This is a genomic window from Spongiibacter sp. UBA1325, from assembly GCF_002306875.1.
Classification (GTDB): domain Bacteria; phylum Pseudomonadota; class Gammaproteobacteria; order Pseudomonadales; family Spongiibacteraceae; genus Spongiibacter; species Spongiibacter marinus.
The window spans coordinates 477,835-494,721 of sequence record NZ_DBTD01000010.1 but is presented as its reverse complement, the minus strand read 5'-3'; the positions used below and the strand labels follow the sequence as shown (position 1 = coordinate 494,721).

General features: G+C 56.4%; 14 protein-coding genes. 8 read left to right on the top strand and 6 right to left on the bottom strand.

The genetic code is table 11. The annotated features are described in order from the left end of the window. Positions 1-375, top strand: a 375-nt coding sequence (locus B3K78_RS14265; RefSeq protein ID WP_286695965.1) for an AF_1327 family membrane protein, incomplete at its 5' end; no start/stop codon positions are given. A 9-nt stretch (positions 376-384) separates the two neighbouring features. Then, positions 385-2,037, top strand: a complete 1,653-nt coding sequence (locus B3K78_RS14260) for a hypothetical protein (protein ID WP_286695964.1) — start codon at positions 385-387, stop codon at positions 2,035-2,037. Positions 2,038-2,053: 16 nt separating this feature from the next. On the opposite strand, the gene B3K78_RS14255 is transcribed toward B3K78_RS14260, so the two are convergent. After that, complete coding sequence (locus B3K78_RS14255) at positions 2,054-2,635, bottom strand: TetR/AcrR family transcriptional regulator (RefSeq protein ID WP_204996034.1); 582 nt, start codon at positions 2,633-2,635, stop codon at positions 2,054-2,056. Between the two features lie 121 nt (positions 2,636-2,756). On the opposite strand from B3K78_RS14255, the gene B3K78_RS14250 reads away from it, so the two are divergent. After that, a complete protein-coding gene (locus tag B3K78_RS14250; protein ID WP_286695963.1) occupies positions 2,757-3,914 on the top strand; it encodes an alkane 1-monooxygenase in 1,158 nt (385 codons plus the stop codon). Positions 3,915-3,964: 50 nt separating this feature from the next. Here B3K78_RS14250 and B3K78_RS14245 read toward each other — a convergent pair whose 3' ends face one another. Beyond that, on the bottom strand, positions 3,965-5,503 hold the full coding sequence (locus B3K78_RS14245) for a protein adenylyltransferase SelO (protein WP_286695962.1): 1,539 nt from the start codon (positions 5,501-5,503) through the stop codon (positions 3,965-3,967). A 183-nt stretch (positions 5,504-5,686) separates the two neighbouring features. Here B3K78_RS14245 and plsB point away from each other — a divergent pair, with 183 nt between their 5' ends. The 5 genes from plsB to olsF all read left to right on the top strand — a co-directional run bounded on the left by plsB (position 5,687) and on the right by olsF (position 13,306). Continuing rightward, entirely contained in the window at positions 5,687-8,182 is a 2,496-nt protein-coding gene (plsB, locus tag B3K78_RS14240; protein ID WP_286695961.1) for a glycerol-3-phosphate 1-O-acyltransferase PlsB, read from the top strand. Between the two features lie 99 nt (positions 8,183-8,281). Further along, positions 8,282-10,267 carry an ATP-binding protein gene (locus tag B3K78_RS14235; RefSeq protein ID WP_286695960.1) on the top strand — a complete coding sequence of 662 codons (1,986 nt, stop codon included), beginning with the start codon at positions 8,282-8,284 and terminating at the stop codon, positions 10,265-10,267. After that, the gene (locus B3K78_RS14230) at positions 10,254-10,673 is read left to right on the top strand and encodes a response regulator (protein WP_286695959.1); all 420 of its coding nucleotides are present in this window, start codon (positions 10,254-10,256) and stop codon (positions 10,671-10,673) included. The genes B3K78_RS14235 and B3K78_RS14230 overlap by 14 nt, the downstream gene beginning before the upstream one ends. 99 nt (positions 10,674-10,772) lie before the next feature. Further along, complete coding sequence (locus tag B3K78_RS14225) at positions 10,773-11,582, top strand: UDP-2,3-diacylglucosamine diphosphatase (RefSeq protein WP_286695958.1); 810 nt, start codon at positions 10,773-10,775, stop codon at positions 11,580-11,582. A 17-nt stretch (positions 11,583-11,599) separates the two neighbouring features. Continuing rightward, positions 11,600-13,306, top strand: a complete 1,707-nt coding sequence (gene olsF / locus B3K78_RS14220; RefSeq protein ID WP_286695957.1) for a bifunctional ornithine lipid synthase OlsF — start codon at positions 11,600-11,602, stop codon at positions 13,304-13,306. Between the two features lie 78 nt (positions 13,307-13,384). Here the strand turns inward: olsF and B3K78_RS14215 are convergent, their stop codons facing one another. The 4 genes from B3K78_RS14215 to B3K78_RS14200 are packed head-to-tail and all read right to left on the bottom strand — an operon-like array spanning position 13,385 to position 16,853. Then, positions 13,385-14,134, bottom strand: coding sequence for an alpha/beta fold hydrolase (locus tag B3K78_RS14215; RefSeq protein WP_286695956.1), 750 nt, complete (start codon positions 14,132-14,134; stop codon positions 13,385-13,387). Beyond that, positions 14,127-15,242 (bottom strand): DUF2817 domain-containing protein, encoded by a 1,116-nt coding sequence (locus B3K78_RS14210; RefSeq protein ID WP_286695955.1) that lies wholly within the window; start codon positions 15,240-15,242, stop codon positions 14,127-14,129. The genes B3K78_RS14215 and B3K78_RS14210 overlap by 8 nt, the downstream gene beginning before the upstream one ends. Beyond that, entirely contained in the window at positions 15,239-16,294 is a 1,056-nt protein-coding gene (locus B3K78_RS14205) for an MJ1255/VC2487 family glycosyltransferase (RefSeq protein WP_286695954.1), read from the bottom strand. Before B3K78_RS14205 ends, B3K78_RS14210 begins: the two co-directional genes overlap by 4 nt. 31 nt (positions 16,295-16,325) lie before the next feature. After that, positions 16,326-16,853 (bottom strand): phosphatase PAP2 family protein, encoded by a 528-nt coding sequence (locus tag B3K78_RS14200; RefSeq protein ID WP_286695953.1) that lies wholly within the window; start codon positions 16,851-16,853, stop codon positions 16,326-16,328. Positions 16,854-16,887 lie beyond the last annotated feature (34 nt).

Genomic DNA, 16,887 nt, shown 5'->3' with positions numbered 1-16,887 from the left:
ACGGGGCTGAATATTGAAATCAGCCTGATGTTTGCGGTGCTGGGCTTGGCCGCAATGCTGACTTTGCCTCGCGACCCAAAGGCCAAAATTTTGGGTGTTAATAACCGTGTGGTGTGGGCCGCGACCAACGCGGCACTGTCGGTACTGGTGGAAATTTACTTGAACCATATCGGCGCGCTGGTGTGGGAGTGGCCGTTCTGGAATGCCTCGTCGCCCTGGCTTATTTTTCTGCTGGGCTACCTGCCTTTTTATCTTGTTGGCGCTTGGGTGCACGATATGCCGAGCCGCCGACGGCAGGTGGCGGCTGTCTCCGGTCTGGGGACGTTTGTCGCCGCGTCGTTAATTTTATTTGTGCCCGTGCTGGGCTGGTTATAGGGGGCAGGGATGCGAAAAGCCGGGATAGGGTTGTGTGTATTGTTGCTGTTGGCGTCCTGCGGAGGTGGCAATACCTCAAATGCTACGCGAACTGCTGCGCCCTTTGAGTTGGGGCCGGAAGCGCCGTTCACCGAGCGGGTGGATCACCACGCCGATTTGCCGAGCTGTGTATTGCTGGCGGGGACAATGGGCATACCTGACCCGGTCTCGCTGGATGTGCTGCCCGATATTGGCAGCGGGCTACTGGGTGCGGTGTCGCCGGAAGTGCCAGAGGGTTTCCCCGAGCGAGTTCATCTGCGCAGCGATACGGCAACATTTAACCGCAAGTACCAGTTTTACCTTCACGAGGGGCGTGTTTGGTATAAGAAAAATGCGGCGGTCGAAGAGGCTGGACCTTGGTTGGCGGTGCCGATGCCCGCGTGTTTGGCCGGTACCCTGATAGGTATTTCGGCCGACGATGATGAGTTGATTGCTATTCGTGAAAATGGCGATATCTACGGGCTGGATAACATCCTGAAAGATCCGTTGTTATTCAACTGGACGTCGCGCTGGGGCGCGCCTATTTGGCTGGGTACCGGCTATTACATTCAGGAGGATTATCTGAGTTGGAGTTGGACGGTGATCTCCAACAGTGAAGATAAGAACTGGCGTGATCCCGCCGGCAATTTGCATCGCGTGGGCGACGGCAAGGTTTCCCATATTTGGATGCTTCGAGATAACGGGCAGCGCTATACGTTCATCGACCCCTGGCTGCCCAAGGACGAGAGTTACGAGGCGTGCGGCCCCTTACGCGGCCGGTTTAAAGGCGTCAATTTGAATAGCAGCGGCTCCACCTTGGTCACGGTGAACCGCTTTGGTGATATCTACACCCGTCACTACGACTTTGACCTGGCTGGTGACAACGAGGTGTTTTTTCAATACGCCTTCGAGGATCAGCGCGGTGTGGCCAACCCGAAGATACAGTTGCCATCGTTTCCCTGGGTGCAGCAGCCCAAGGTGCCGGGTGAAATTACCCACCTTATTAGTATTCATAAGCTCGGCATTAATATGGCGCAGCGGCTAATTCGCGTAGAGGGGCGCGATGCGAAGGGTAACGTCGGATATTGGGAGAAAGCGGTAGCCGCAGAGTCGGTGGCTGACTGGCAGTTTTACCCAACGGGCGGGCACTTGCGCGGCACCCTGTTAGACAATAGCCCCAAGGATACCAGTCAGCGGGACCTGGGTGAGTCTGAGGATCGCTACTATCAACGGAATATGGCCTCGGTAGCGACTCTGGCGCCTGAGCGTGATCTGCGCGACGACATGGACTGGGCAGCGGAGCTGAGCGACTTCAATTTGTATTGCTCGCCAACCACCTTGCGCGTTTACACGGGCCCCGAAGAGAGCATGGATCTGACGCTGCATGTGGTGGATGTGATTCGGCAGACGCCTCGCGCGAGGGGCCTGGACGATGAGCCGAGGAGCTTTCGCGGGAATATCGAGGTACCGGAAGCGCTGAGAAATCAAAAGGCAGCGCTGAGCGCTCGCCAGCGGCAATTCCTGACCCTCTATCTTGAGGATAAGGCGTTTACCGATGTGCGAATGAGCGGCGTGCCATCGCGCATCACCATCACAAAGTCCGCGTTAAGCGGCGGTTTTGAGTGGCAGTTTGAACAGCCCTGAATAGGTATCTAGCGGCTTACGGTAAGAAGTAGCTGCGAAACAACTGGTCGACGCCGTCGCCTTCTCCCCAAATAGCATCGGCGCTGCTAGCCAGCGCCACGCGGGTCAACTCGCCCATCACCAGGTGGGCGATAGCGGCGCGCAGTTCGACCTTGGGCTTGCCCGAGGGGTTTCCCGCCATTAATACGGTGGCAAAAATAATATCGATAAACTCGGTCATTTTGCCCGACACCGGGTTGTCGGTGTCACTGCTCATCAGTGCGTGCAGCAGCACACCGGCTACTCCCTGTTCTTCGGCCTCCAGGTCTCTCAGCACACGGATAATGGCCTGCATGGTCTGTGCATAGTCGCCGCCTTTGGCGCCAACCGCCTGAATGAGTCGCTCTCGCGCCTTTCCCAAAATATCGTCGGTAACCGCGGCAATCAGTGCTTGCTTGGAGGGGAAGTGGTGTAGCAGGGAGGGGCGCCGAATGCCGCAGCGCTTGGCGATGGCGTCCAGCGGCGCGGCGATACCCTGGGTGGAGAATTCAATGCGCGCGGCATTGAGAATTTTACTGCGGGTACTGGGAGCGTTGGGTTGTGTGCGAGGCCGCGCCATGGTGAGTCCATAATCTTTAAAATAGTAGGATTAAGTCTACCAGATGTTGACACGGCATTGTTTCGTCAATAATCTACAAGTCAGTAGGTAAATAAATCCAATAAGTAGATTAGGTGGTGAAATGGCTAGTGAGCTTGAGATCAACACGCCGTCGTCCGCAGCAAAGTGGGTCGATGGCAAACGGTATTTGTGGCTATTTGGCATGATCGTGCCGTTATTTCCGCTGATGAGCGGGGGAATGGCTGCATTGACGGGGTCGGAATGGGGGTGGTGGTTTGCGCCCCTGTTTCTGTATACCGTGATCCCCGCGCTGGACTACCTAATTGGTAACGATCCGCACAATCCCCCCGAGGAGGTGGTTGCGGCGTTGTCGCAAGACCGCTACTACCGCTACTGCGTGTACGCGTTCCTCCCCCTGCAATTTGCCACCTTATTTTGGGCAATGTCGGTGTTGGCCGGCGGCGAGCTGGGCTGGGTGGGAATCAGCGGGCTGTTGGTATCGGTCGGCATTGTCAGCGGGGTAGCGTTCAATACTGCCCACGAGCTCGGTCACCAAAATAGCAAGCTTGAAAAGTACTTGGGCATGTTGTCGTTGGCGCCGACCTTTTATGGCCACTTTTGCGTTGAGCACAACCGCGGTCACCACGTGCGGGTGGCAACGCCAGAAGATCCAGCCAGTGCCCGGTATGGGGAAAGCTTTTGGCAGTTTTTGCCGCGCACCATGACAGGCAGTCTCCGAAGTGCCTGGGCGTTGGAGAAGAAGCGTCTTGAACGTCAGGGCAAGTCAGTGTGGCATTGGCAGAACCACAACCTTCAGGCCTGGTCGATGAGTGTGGTGCTGTACGCCATTATTGCTGCGGTCTTTGGTTGGGCGGTACTGCCATTTATGGCGGCCCAATCCCTCTATTCCATGACCCTGTTCGAAGTGATCAATTATCTGGAGCACTACGGCTTGTGCCGCAAAAAGCTGCCCTCTGGGCGCTACGAGCGCTGTCAGCCCGAGCATTCGTGGAATAGCAATCACTTGGTGACGAACATTCTGCTGTATCAATTGCAGCGTCATTCTGATCACCACGCCAACCCCACGCGCAGTTATCAGGCCCTGCGTCACTACGAGGACGTTCCCCAGTTACCCAGTGGTTATGCAGGAATGGTGCCGCTGGCGTACTTCCCGCCGCTGTGGCGCTGGGTGATGGACCGCCGTGTGAAGGCGCACTACAACGGCGACTTGTCTCAGGCAAACGTTGCGCCGAAGGTTCGGGCAAAACTCGGCCTTTGATTGCCGTTCCGTACAGGCCCGCCTTCGCGGGCCCAATTACTCGGGCAGCACTAGGTTCCGCAAAAGGTTGCCGTTACCCGGTTGCCGTCGGTAGCGGGTGCGGCGAACTCGGCCGCATCGCACTGGTATTCAAAAGGGGCTTGTAATCGCGTCTGCAGGGCAAAGAATACGCCCATATCACCCTCATAGGCCTTCTCTATAGCGCTTTCCACCAAGTGGTTGCGCGGAATAAATACCGGGTTGGCCTTTTGCATGGTGAGGTAGCGCTGCTCGGCTGGTGTGGCGTCGGCATTAAAGCGCTGCTGCCAGCGTTCTAACCAAGGCGCGAAGGCATTCGGCAATTGGAAAAGCCCAGCGATGCTGTCACCACCCCTTTCGCAGTTGGCCATTACCGCTGCGCGGTCGTTCAGGCTGCGGAAACTCAGGGTGAAGTCGCAGTCATGCTCTTCCAGTAGTGCCAGGAAATCGCGATACAGGGCTTCGTCGTCATCGTTGATGTGGGAGAAACCGAGTTTTTCGGCCATGCGCTGCCGATACGCCTGGAGGAAGGTGTCCGGGAAGGTGTTTAGGGTGTCCTGCGCGCGCTGCACGGCTGGCTTTAGGTCCGATTCGCCCGGCCGCTGCATCAACGTCAGCATGGCTTGGGCAAGTTGCACGAGGTTCCATTGGGCGATGGCTGGCTGATTGCCGTAGGCATATCGCCCCTGTTGGTCGATCGAACTGAACACCGTGCCGGGGTGATACGCCTCCATAAATGCACAGGGGCCGTAGTCAATGGTTTCCGCGCACAGCAACATATTGTCGGTGTTCATCACGCCGTGGATAAACCCCAGGGCCTGCCAGCGCGAGATAAGCGTTGCCTGGGCATTGAGGATCGCGTTAAACAGCGCTTCATAGGGCGATTCGCTCTGCTTGCACTCAGGGTAGTGGCGGTCAATAACGTAATCCATTAGTTGCTGCAGTAGTTCGGGGTCCCGCTGCGCTGCGACAAACTGAACCGTACCCACGCGCAAGTGGCTGCTGGCAACGCGGCATAGAATACCGCCGGGCAGAGGGCCGTGCTCGCGAAAAACCGAGTCGCCGGTAGCCAGCGCGGCCAAGGCCCGCGTGCTCGGTACGCCCAGGCAGTGCATGGCCTCACTGAGCAAGTATTCGCGAATAACCGGCCCCAGTGGTGAGCGGCCGTCGCCACCGCGAGAGTAGGGCGTGCGCCCGGATCCCTTCAATTGAATATCTTTGCGTTGGCCCTGGCGGTCAATGACTTCACCGAGCAGCAATGCGCGGCCGTCGCCAAGTTGCGGATTGTAGTTGCCAAACTGATGACCGGCGTACACGCAGGCAATGGGCTGGCTACCCGCGGCCAGCGCATTGCCGGACAGAACATCAATACCTGCCGGCGAGGCCAGCCACTTACTGTCGATATTCAGCGCTTCGGCCAACCCGGTGTTAATCAGCAGGGCTTGCGGCGAGGACACCGGCTCTGCCTGCTGGCGATGAAAGAGGCTGTCCGCCAGAGTTTGGTAGCTGTTATCGAAGGGAATCGGGCGCATGGTGTTCTGGCTCTCGTCTGAGGTTTGGCGGGCAACCATTGTACGTGGCCTCGACGTTCACTGCCCGCTCGGGTCGCCAATGCGTGGATTTCTTTTAGCGAGGCGCGACCTCGGCGCATTAACACGGTAAAATTACCATTTTTCAAACTCGATTTGATAACCATAGTGACCGAGCACAGTTCTCGCTGATGCTTGGCGATGCTTTCAGGAAGCCATAGACCCATGCCCTGGTTTACCAAACTGTTTTTTTTGCTGTGTCGATTCGTCTCGGCCCCCGTGTTCGCACTTGTTCGACCGAATATTGTGCAGGTAGACGAGGGGCTGCGCGAGGCCATTGACGGTCGACCGGTGTGCTATGTGCTGCGCCAGCACAGCTGGACTGACCGGTTTTTGCTCGAGCGGATTCTTAAAGCTGAGGGGCTGCCACTGCTGCGCGCTACACCGGGTAAGCTGCCCGATAGCAGCCGCGCCGCGTGTCTGTATTTGCCGGTGTTACGCGGCGAGCGCGGCAATGACCGCGGTAAGGCGACCATGTCGGCGCTTATCGCGCGCCTCGGTGATGACACGGCCAGTGCCCTGGCCAAGGAAATGCAGATTGTACCGGTGTCGATGTTTTGGGGGCGCGACCCCGGCAGTGAAACATCATTTCTGAAACTGCTGCTCGGCGATGGTGAACGCGGCGGGGCCTTTCGCAAGCTAATGGTGATCATTGCGCAGCGCAAGAATGTGATTTTGCATTTCGCCATGCCCATTAACTTTCAGACACTGGTTGCCCGCACCCAAGAGCCGGCGTCGGCGGCGGAGCTGCTGGCTCGCACCCTGAGTTTCTACTATAGCCGCCGAAAAACGGCTGCACTTGGCCCAAGCCTGCTATCGCGCCCGGCGATTATTCGCCTGGTATTGCGCCGCCCTGAAGTTAAAGCGGCGATGGCCCAGCACCAGCAGGAAAAGCAGCTAACCGATGCGCAGGTGATAAAACAAGCGCGAAAAATGGCAGACGAGGTCGCCGCGAATTTCGACTCTCGAATGCTGCGGGTGTTGGACCTGATTCTGAGCTGGGTATTTCGCAAGATCTTCAGTGGCATCCGCCTGCACCATATTGACCGCCTTAATCGCGCCGCCAACGACCGCCAGCTAATTTACATGCCCAGTCACCGCAGCCATTTGGATTACCTGCTCATTTCTTACGGCCTGTATACCCAGGGTCTGGTGCCGCCCCATATTGCGGCGGGGGTAAACCTTAATTTTTGGCCAGTGGGTGGTTTGCTGCGTCGCGGTGGTGCCTTTTATATCCGCCGTAGTTTTGCGGGCCAGCAGCTATATACAGCCGTTTTTCGCAACTACCTCGATGTTATTCTCGGGCGCGGCTACCCGGTGGAATTCTTCCCCGAAGGCGGCCGCTCGCGAACCGGGCGATTATTGCCGCCGAAGAAAGGCATGTTGCGCATGACGGTGGAGAGCTTTTTGGCGCAACCTGCGCGCAAGGCTGCCCTGGTTCCGGTGTATGTAGGCTATGACAAACTGGTGGAGGGCGCGTCCTATGTGAAGGAATTGCGCGGCGCAGCCAAGCAGAGTGAATCTGCAGGTGGCTTGTTGAAGGCCACGCGAATTTTCAAGTCATCGTATGGCAGCCCTCACGTCTCCTTCGGTGAACCGATTAGCCTGGATGAATGTTTGAGCCGGGTTGAGCCGGAGTGGCGCAGTAAGCTGCAGGCCGGTGATAAGAGCTTTATACCCGGTGTTGTCGATCACATCGCCCAGGAGAATATGGAGCGTATCAATGCCGCGGCAGTGATTAATCCGATAGGCTTGGTGGCCATGATCCTGCTGTCCAGTCCGCAGCGTGCGATGGCTGAGGATGAACTGTTGGCGCAGATCGACCATTTTATCGCGCTGTTGCAGCGCCTGCCCTACAGCGATGATGTGATCCTGCCGGAGGGGAGCGCCCGAGAAATCCTCGATGCGGCGGCGCGCACGGCGGGTCTGTCGCGCATAGATCACAGTTGGGGGCCAATTATCACCGCTACCGGCAAAGAGGCGGTGATGCTGACCTACTACCGCAACTCGGTCATGCACGTTTTGGCCACACCGAGTTTGATCGCGCGCTTTTTCCGCCACAGTGAGCGCGTGAATGAGGCCGAATTGAAAGAGTCTTGCGCGCAACTCCTGCCCTTCCTCAAGCGCGAGTTATTTTTGCGCGTTGACGAGCAGGAGGGCGAGGCGCTCGTTGAGTCTCATATCGATAATCTCGTTGCGCTTGGCTTGTTAGAGCGCTGTGATGAAGGCGTGTTATCGCGGCCTGAAGTGGGCACAGAAGCCTATGCCGTGCTGACCGGACTGGGGCGGATTCTGCGGGAAACCTTTGAGCGCTATACCATGACCAGCTTGCTCTTGGTGCACGCCCCAGGTGAGACGCCGTCGCCGCGCAGCGATATCGAGAAGACTATTATCGACATGGCGCAGCGCCTGGCAATTGTCAGTGGCCGGGAGGCGCCGGAGTACTTCGATAAAAACCTGTTCAGGGTTTACCTGGATACCCTGATTTCGCAAGAGTTACTGGCGCAGGATGAAGAGGGTGGAGAACCGCGTATTTGGTGCAATCCGCGGCTGGCGGTATTTAGTCAGCGTTGGGTGAGTCTCCTTGGGCCGGATGTGCAGCAGAGTATGTTGCAGCTTATTCGGCGCCCCACCATGCCCAGTGCTGCCGAGGGTGAGTAGGGGTTAATACGCAAGTCGCGGCCACGGTGACTAGACTAGTATGTATCGACGGCTTCCAGGGAGAGGGGGCGATTCTGCATGCCGGCTTTTAGAGGCTCGATGAAAAAGCAGCGATTCCTAAATCTCGTCAAAGGTAGCTCTATTGCTCGGCGCGTCCTGCTGGTATTGCTTGCCGCAGTTGTGCTCAGCAATGCGGTGGTGATTTTCAGTACCGTTTCCACTCTTGAGCAGCAGCTGCTCGACCGGCGACAGCAGCAGTTGAGTGCAGAGGCGGAGCGGTTGAGCTTGCAATTTGATGCCTATATCGGCGAATTGCTTCGCGATGTCGCTTTTCTGCGCCATGCTCCCGCTGTTGCAGGCTTGCTGGAAAGCCGGGCTGTCGACGCAAAATCGGCGGCCTCGGCGCACTGGCGCGATCATCTTCAACAAGCATTTTTGCAAATGTTGGCCGCCAAACCCATGAGCGTGCAGATTCGGCTTATCGACGCCAGCGGCCAAGAAGTGGTGCGCGTGGATCGTTATGGCAGCGGTGGGCAGGTCAGAATTGTCGCAGACGCCGACTTGCAGAATAAGGCTCACCGGGATTATGTCCAGGCAGGCCTGACCTTGCCAGAGGATGTCGTCTGGTTGTCTGACATCGGCTTAAACCGTGAAAACCACCAAATAATGCAACCGCCCCATGCCGTTATTCGTGCGGTGACGCCGGTCTACGATAGCCAGGGGCAGCGCCGTGGCGTGATTGTTGTGAATCACCGCCTGGAAGAAATGTTCTCGCGTATCGGCGAGGCGGCCCAGGACGAGTTAGCCCACTATATTGTTCGGAGCGGCGGCGACTATTTACTTCACCCAGATCGCAGCAAAACCTTCCGCTTTGAATACGGCGAGCGCAGCACCCTTGTCGATGATTTACCTGAGGCGGACCAGTTTCTCGCCGACGCAAATCGTCAAGTTTGGCAAACACAAACAAATGTAGGGGACCAGCGCCGCCTTTTTGCACTCAAAAAACTGGGCTATCAATTGGGTAGTACGGGACAGCAGCTAGCCGTTGTTGTGAGCTTGCCCTACCGGGATGCCATGGTCGTTAGTCGCGAGCTGCTAAAGAAACAAAGTGTGTTCGTGGTTACCACCTTGCTGGTGTTTCTTGCATTGGCCACGATCCTCGCGCAGAAAATTGTTGCGCCACTTCAGCATATGCGCACGGTTATTCAGCAAAAAGGCAGGGCGACGCGTGCTGAAGATTTGCCGGTGGATGCCTATGCAGAGGTCGGGGCCCTGGCCCGCGAGTTCAGCGCACTGCTCGACGAACTCACCACCCAGCAGCGCGCCCTGGAAAACGAAGTTGTTCAGCGTAGAGCGGTGCAAACGGAGCTTGAACAGAACCTGGGACGAGTGGCCGGAGCAAATAAAGAGCTGGAACAGTTTGCCTACATTGCGTCTCATGACTTGCAGGAACCACTGCGTACGATTAAGAGTTTTGTCGGCTTGTTTGAGCAAAAAAATGCCGAAAATTTTGATGAGCAATCGCAGCAATTTTTAGCCTTCATCAACCAGTCAGCCTCGCGGATGGAGTTGTTGATTAATGGCCTGCTTGAATACAGCCGGCTGGGGCAAGACGCTCCCTGGGAGCCAGTGAATTGCCAGTCGCTGGTTGCTGACGTCTGCGACGATTTAGCCGTACAGATTCGCGAGCGCGGTGCTAACGTCCGCTTTCGCGGGTTGCCGACGATTGTTGGTCATGCCGCCAGCTTACGTATGCTGTTTCAGAACCTGATTGGCAACGGTTTGAAGTACGTTAAGGACGATGTGGTTCCCTGTGTTGAAATTACCGCCCAGGCCTGTGATGGTGGCTGGAAATTCTGCGTGAAAGATAACGGTATTGGTATTGACGAGGCGCACCGAGAGCGCGTATTTCTGATTTTCCAGCGCTTGCACGGGCGGGAAGATTTCCCCGGAACGGGGATTGGTTTGGCGCAGTGCAAGAAAATTGTCGAACAGCATGGCGGCAATATCTGGATCGAAAGCGCCGGGGGTGGTGGTAGTTGCTTCTGTTTTACTCTATTTGGAGAGCAGCATGGCAAAACTTAAAACGATCTTATTGGTGGATGACTGTCAGGCAACCAATTTCATCCACCGCCTTGTGATCGATAATTATGGCTGCGCTGAGACTGTTGTGGAGTGCCGCGACGGTGCGCAGGCGCTGGATTATCTGCGCAGCGGAGTGGATAAACATCCTCAGCCAGAGCTTATTTTGCTCGATATTAATATGCCGGTGATGAACGGTTGGGAATTCTTGGAGGCTTATGAAAACCTCCCTTCTAAGCAGAAGGCCGGCGTGGTCGTTGTGATGCTGACGACGTCGCAGAACCCTGACGATCGCTCGAAAGCTGAAGAGAGAGGCTTGGTATCCGAGTTTACTCTGAAGCCGCTCGATGAAGAAAAGCTCGAAGCTGTGCTAAAAAAATACTACCCATCTGCCGTTCGCTCCCACTAGATTGCCTCCCCGCTTGTCATAATTTTGTCGTTAAATTGTCTGAACGCTGTCATTTACGCGCCGTAGCATTGCCACAAATGCATAGCGGGAGCGCGACGCGTGACAGCGCAGAAACATTACAAAACCATATGGCTATCTGATATTCACCTGGGCTTCAAAGATTGTCGCGCAGATTACCTGCTCGATTTCTTAAACCGAGTGGACTGTGAAACGATTTACTTGGTTGGTGATGTTGTCGATTTATGGGCCATGAAACGTAGCCTGTACTGGCCTCCCAGCCACTACGAAGTGCTCCGCACGCTGTTCCATAAAGCGAATGCTGGCACACGTGTTGTCTATATACCGGGCAACCACGACGAACCGTTCCGGGACTATGTTGGGAATATTTTCGGTCCCATCGAAATTCGCAAAGAAGCCGTGTACACCACTGTGAAGGGTAAGCGTCTGTTGATGTTTCACGGTGATATTCTCGATGAGCATATGCAACTGCGAAAGTGGGAGAGCCTTATCGGCGACGCCGCCTACGATTTGCTGTTGTTCCTCAACCGCTGGGCCAACTTTTTCCGCCGTCGCTTTGGGCGCCACTATTGGTCGCTTGCCACGTATATCAAACAACGAATCCCCAATGCTCGCCAAGTGATCGATGTCTTCGAGCGTGCTGCTGTTAAGGAAGCGGAGAGGCGCGGTCTGGACGGCGTTATCTGCGGCCACATTCATCAGCCCGCGCTGAAGGAAATTGATGGCCTGCTGTACTGCAATGACGGCGACTGGATTGAGAACTGCACCTTGCTGTCGGAAAGCCATGACGGCGAGCTTGAGCTGCTTCAGTGGACCGAAACCCAGCAATCACTCGACAAGATCGGCGAACCGAAAAGCGCAGATGTGCTGCCAATGCGACGCGCCAGTTAAGCCAGAGGTACTGAATAATGATCTCCGTTGATGCTGTTATCAATGAGCGATTTCCGCGTATTGCCAGTGGCAATCCCCATATAAAACGCACGCTCACCACCTTGTTGCGCTACCTGTTTCACGAGGCGGAGTTTAAGCAGTTTGAAAAGGACTACCCGCATCTACAGGGCATGGACTTTGTTGAGCAGGTGCTGCATTACTTCGACTTCGGCTATGCCGTTAGTGCGCTGGATAAGGAGCGTATCCCTGTGTCAGGCAGGGTGGTCATCATATCCAATCATCCCATTGGCAGCCTCGACGGCCTCGCGCTGTTGAAACTGGTATCGGAAGTGCGCGGCGATGTTAAGGTTGTTGCCAATGAATTGCTGTATGCCCTGAAACCGCTGCGCTCAATGTTACTGCCCGTGGATAATATGAGCGGCAAACGCAATCGCAAGGAAAATCTCAAGGCGATTCATGAGCATATTGAAGGCGAGGGAGCCGTGATCATTTTCCCCGCTGGAGAGGTCTCGCGTTTTAGCCCCGCTGGCATTCGCGATGGCCGCTGGCGCAACGGTTTTTTAAAGTTCGCCGAGCGCGCCGAAGCGCCGATTCTGCCGGTGCATATTAGCGCTCGCAACTCGGTATTTTTCTATGCCCTGTCTCTGCTTGCCAAGCCGCTTTCTACACTGTGGTTGATTCGCGAAATGTTCAAGCAGAATAACCGCACAGTGAGAGTGAGCATTGGGGCGGCAGTCGAGCCCTCGGTATACCAGCAACTGCCGCTTACTACCCCGGCAAAAGTCCATTTATTTAAAAAGCATTTATATAAACTGGGAAAGCGCAAACGCCGGGGCGAGCCGTGTTTTATGCCTCACGCGCAACCGGTGGCACACCCCGAGGACCGTCAGGAACTGCGCAAGGCGATACGAAGCTGTGAGCGCCTGGGGAGCAGCCGCGACGGCATGGAGATATACCGCTATCAGTACAGTGGTGATTGCACCATCATGCGCGAGATCGGCCGGCTGCGAGAAGTGAGTTTCCGCGCCGTTGGCGAAGGTACTGGGCACCGACGCGATGTTGATAGTTACGATGCTTACTACGACCACATTGTATTGTGGGATGAAGAGCAGCTGGAGTTGGTCGGTGCGTATCGGCTGAAACAGGTTGCCACTTTAACCGACGAGCAAACCCTCTACAGCCAAACCCTGTTTGACTACAACGCGGACGCCGCCAGTGAGATTTTTGCCCAGGGTGTCGAGCTAGGACGCTCCTTCGTTCAGCCGAAGTATTGGGGCCGCAATGCGCTGGATTATCTCTGGCAGGGCGTGGGGCAGTATTTGGCAAAGTACCCCGAGCTGCGTTATCTGTTTGGCCCGGTCAGTTTGAGTGACGAGTTGCCGAAGGCCGCCAAAGATGAACTATTGCATTTTTATCGCAGCCACTTTGCCGATGAGCGACAGTGGGCGAGCGCCAAGATGCCGTATCGCAGCGAGCTAAACACTCCGGTGAGTTACGGCAAGGACTACAAGGAAGAATTTGTGCAGCTCAAGGCATCGCTGGCCCAGCAGGGGTGTTCGGTGCCCACCCTCTACAAGCAATATACAGAGCTATGTGAGCCGGGTGGCGTGAGCTTTGCCGATTTTAATGTGGACCCGGATTTTGCCGACTGCATTGATGGCCTGGTACTCGTCGACATAGAGAAAATGAAACCCGCACGCCGCAAGCGCTACTTGGGCTACTGAGCGCGTTAAAAACAGCAAGGTAATGGCGAAGACCGCGCAGGCCAAACAGGCTTGCGCGGTTTTTTTTAACTCTGTGGATTATCGCTGCGCGGCAAACTGCTGAATTACCCAGTCCGGGGCATCTAGGGGAAGGTCGTGTCCGGCGTTGGGGTGAACATCCAGCGAACAGTTAAAACGCTCAGCCAGTGCGTTGCTGCAGCGCCACGACACCATGCGATCGCCGTGGCTGGCAAGCAGGTGCAGGCGTTGATGCGGGGCCAGTTTTGCGGGTGCGCGAAAGCGCGAGGCGGCCCAGAGCTGTCGCAGTACATTACTTTTTTGGGCGGGGTGCTGCGCGCGCAATTGTTTGTGCCGATTCAATACCGACGCATCCTCGCTGTGTTGGTTGCTCACCATGCGCAGCGCCCAGCGCTCCTGACTGTCGATCGACGGCGCAAAAACACCGCGTACAAGCAGTGGCAGGGCGCGTGGCTGAATGCGCCACCAGAGCGGGCAATTTGCGCTACTGGAATTGATGAGTATGGCGCGGTGCACACGCTGTGGGTCGTGGGCTAACCAGTCCAGGGCAACCATGCCGCCAAGTGACAGCGCAACAATGCCGATGGCTTCGCCTTCGGGCAGAGTGAGCCGGGATTGCAGGTTCTGGCGGATTTGTCGGATCGACAGCGGCGATACGCCGTTGTGCTCCGTGCCAAACCCGGGCAGATCCAGGCTATGGCACTGCCAGGCCAGGGTGTTCTGACACTGTTCGATAAACGGTTGCCAGTGGCCGGTCTCTCTGGCCAGGCCTCGCAAAAAGAGCCAGTGTTTTGGCGAAGATTCAGTCATTGAGGTGCTGATACCAAAGGGTTTGCGCGATTTGCTGCATCTGCCGGTCTTGTTCGCCGTGGGTCAGCCACTCTGCGCTATTTCGGCAGGCGGCCAGCAGGAAGTCGATCAACAATAAGTGCCCCCGTAAAACGCGTGCATGGCGGTGCGGCACGGTCGGGTTAAATAAACCGGCGAAGCTAAACAGCTGGCGGGGATGTTTTTTCACCCACAGCCAACTGCCCATTTCCAGGGTGAGTGGCAGCAGGCGGCAGCCGCGCTCGCGGCAACGCAGATAAAAGTAGTCCCACATGTCGCCATGGCTGAGGTAGTGCATCGCCTGCGGGCCGAATACGTAATTGTGGTGGGGAAAGTTGCGCTCCCACAGCAGCTTCAGCGACATATAGCTGCCGATATCATCGATGGGCTGTTTGCGGTAGGCGTGAGGAATCCAAATGTGGTCGCGAAAGCCGAAGCCTGAGTGAAAGTCTATCGCCATCATCATCCGGTCGCCGCCCCGGCTATGCCGGTCGATGATATCGCTCAGTGCCTGAAACTCCGGCTCTACCTGTTTCTCCCAGCGCCCGCGGTACCAAGGCAAGTGGCGGGACAACCTTTGCCCGCCAACAAGAAAAGGAACCCGGTCCTCGGCGTCTATAGGTGCATGGCGGTTGAGATCAACGGCGTTGGCGTTGCAGCGTGCGTCGCGCAGCATCCCCGCGGGGTTGACGATAGGTACGGCGATTATGGCGATGTCTTCATCAAATTGCTGCCGCCAGTGAGTGTCCCAGCGGCAGCGTTCCAGTGCTGACTCCAACCAGGCAATCAATACCTGACTGCCGATACGCTCTACGCCGTGCACACCTCCGGTCAGCAGCAAGCAACTCCTGGCGCGTTGTGGATCCCCCAGGGTTAGCGAGACGATGGGCAGCCGAAAATTATCAACATCAATTACTGCTTCGCAGCGGCTTTTTAGCAGCGGCCCGGCTTGGCGGCAGAGCTGCTCAACCGCCAACAGCTCAGACAGGCGCCGGTGCAGGGGGCCTCGGCAGTCGTCCATTAATTCATGGAAATTGAGCGGCGGCGGCCCGACAAAATGTCTGTCGGATGGCTGGCTGTCGTTACTCAAAGGGACAGGTCGGCGGTCAGGGCGTGGTTTTGCTCGTCCTGCCAAAGGGCATCCACGAGAGCCTGGCGATTGTGCCATTGCCCCGAAAGCAACCACTCGCAAATTGCGCCGGCGACGTCGGGGTAGTTTTGCGCGGCACTGGACTGAGGCTGTCGCAGCCAGCTCGCGATGTGCTCACGATCAATATCGGCCATGGTGTCGGCAAGTTTGAGTTGACGCAGTGACGCCGCGTTACCCAATTGCTCTGACTGGCCGGCAACGGGCTTGGCCAATACCGGAATGCCCATGTGCAAGCATTCGCTAACCAGCTCAAAGCCGGCGTTGCAGATCACGCCTCGGGCACTACACAGATCGTGCTTAAACCCGTGAAGGTTGGTTTTTCGGTGTGAAACGTTGCCGTGGTCAGCGTCAGAGAGCGTCGGTGCATATTGGATGAAATGTTGATCTTTGAAACTTTGTAGCAACTCGGTGACGCGCTGCTGATCCTCGAAGGGAAGATAAACGAGGGTGTGCGACGCCGGTGCTAAACGTTTCTCGTCGGGGTTAATAATTGGCGGCACAATTGGGCCGCCAAAGTGATGCCAGTGCAGGCCGAGCCCCACTTTAACGGGAGCGAACAGTTTCATGATTAAGCGATTGCGAAAATCTACGCCGTCCTCGGGTACACCGGGGTGGCCAAATGCATATTGGTGGCCGACGCCGATGACGGTTTTCTCTTGCAGTCGGCCGGCCCAGGCGGTAACGGGTTCGAAGTCGGTAATCACAAGGTCGTAGTCGCTGAGATCGAGCGAGCGTACATCTTTTATAAATTGTAGCGGCCGCGATTCTCGCAGGGTTTGCAGGGTGCTTATCCGGCCATCCCGCGTTGCAAAAGTGAGGCCGTGGCGCAGCTGAAAGTCGCCGAATACGTCCATGTCGAAGTACTGTTCTGGCGAGCGACCGCTAAACAGATATTGCACATCTACGTTGCGATCGGCGAAGTGCTTCGCCATCATGCGAGCGCGGGAGATGTGTCCGTTGCCAGTGCCCTGGACCCCATAGAGTAGTTTCATGGTAAAGCGCGTGTCTCTTTGATTGCTAAGATCAACCGATCACCAGACTATGGGCAACGTGCGCGAGGGCAATGCCAAGGCCAGCGCCGGCAAAGGTATCAGTTGGGAAGTGCACGCCCAGTACCACTCGCGAAGCGCCCACGGCCACCGCCCAAAGGAAAAGTACAGATGCGGCGGCGCCAAAGCACAGTACGGCTAAGGTCGCGAGTAGGAAGGCGGCCGCGGTATGCCCAGAGGGAAAGCTAAACTCGTCCGAGGCAATGATGGCGGCATTGAATTGCGGGATTGCCGCGGGAGGCCGCTTGCGGCGACAGGTATTTTTCAACACCCAGTAGAGCGGTAGCCACACCGCGAATCCGGTTGCTACGCTAGCAACAAATATCTCGCTGCTGTGCACGCCCAGTGCATAGAGCGCGAGTGGCAGAAAGAGCTGCGTATAGCCATCGCCACTCTTTGATATGGCATAGGCGAGCCGGCAGAGTTGCTGTTGGTGGCGAGTGTTAACGCAAGCGAGAAACATCCGCACATCGAACTGATTTATTGTCTGTATCAAGCGCATAGTTTAATCCTCTCGAATCAAACACTACCCCTGA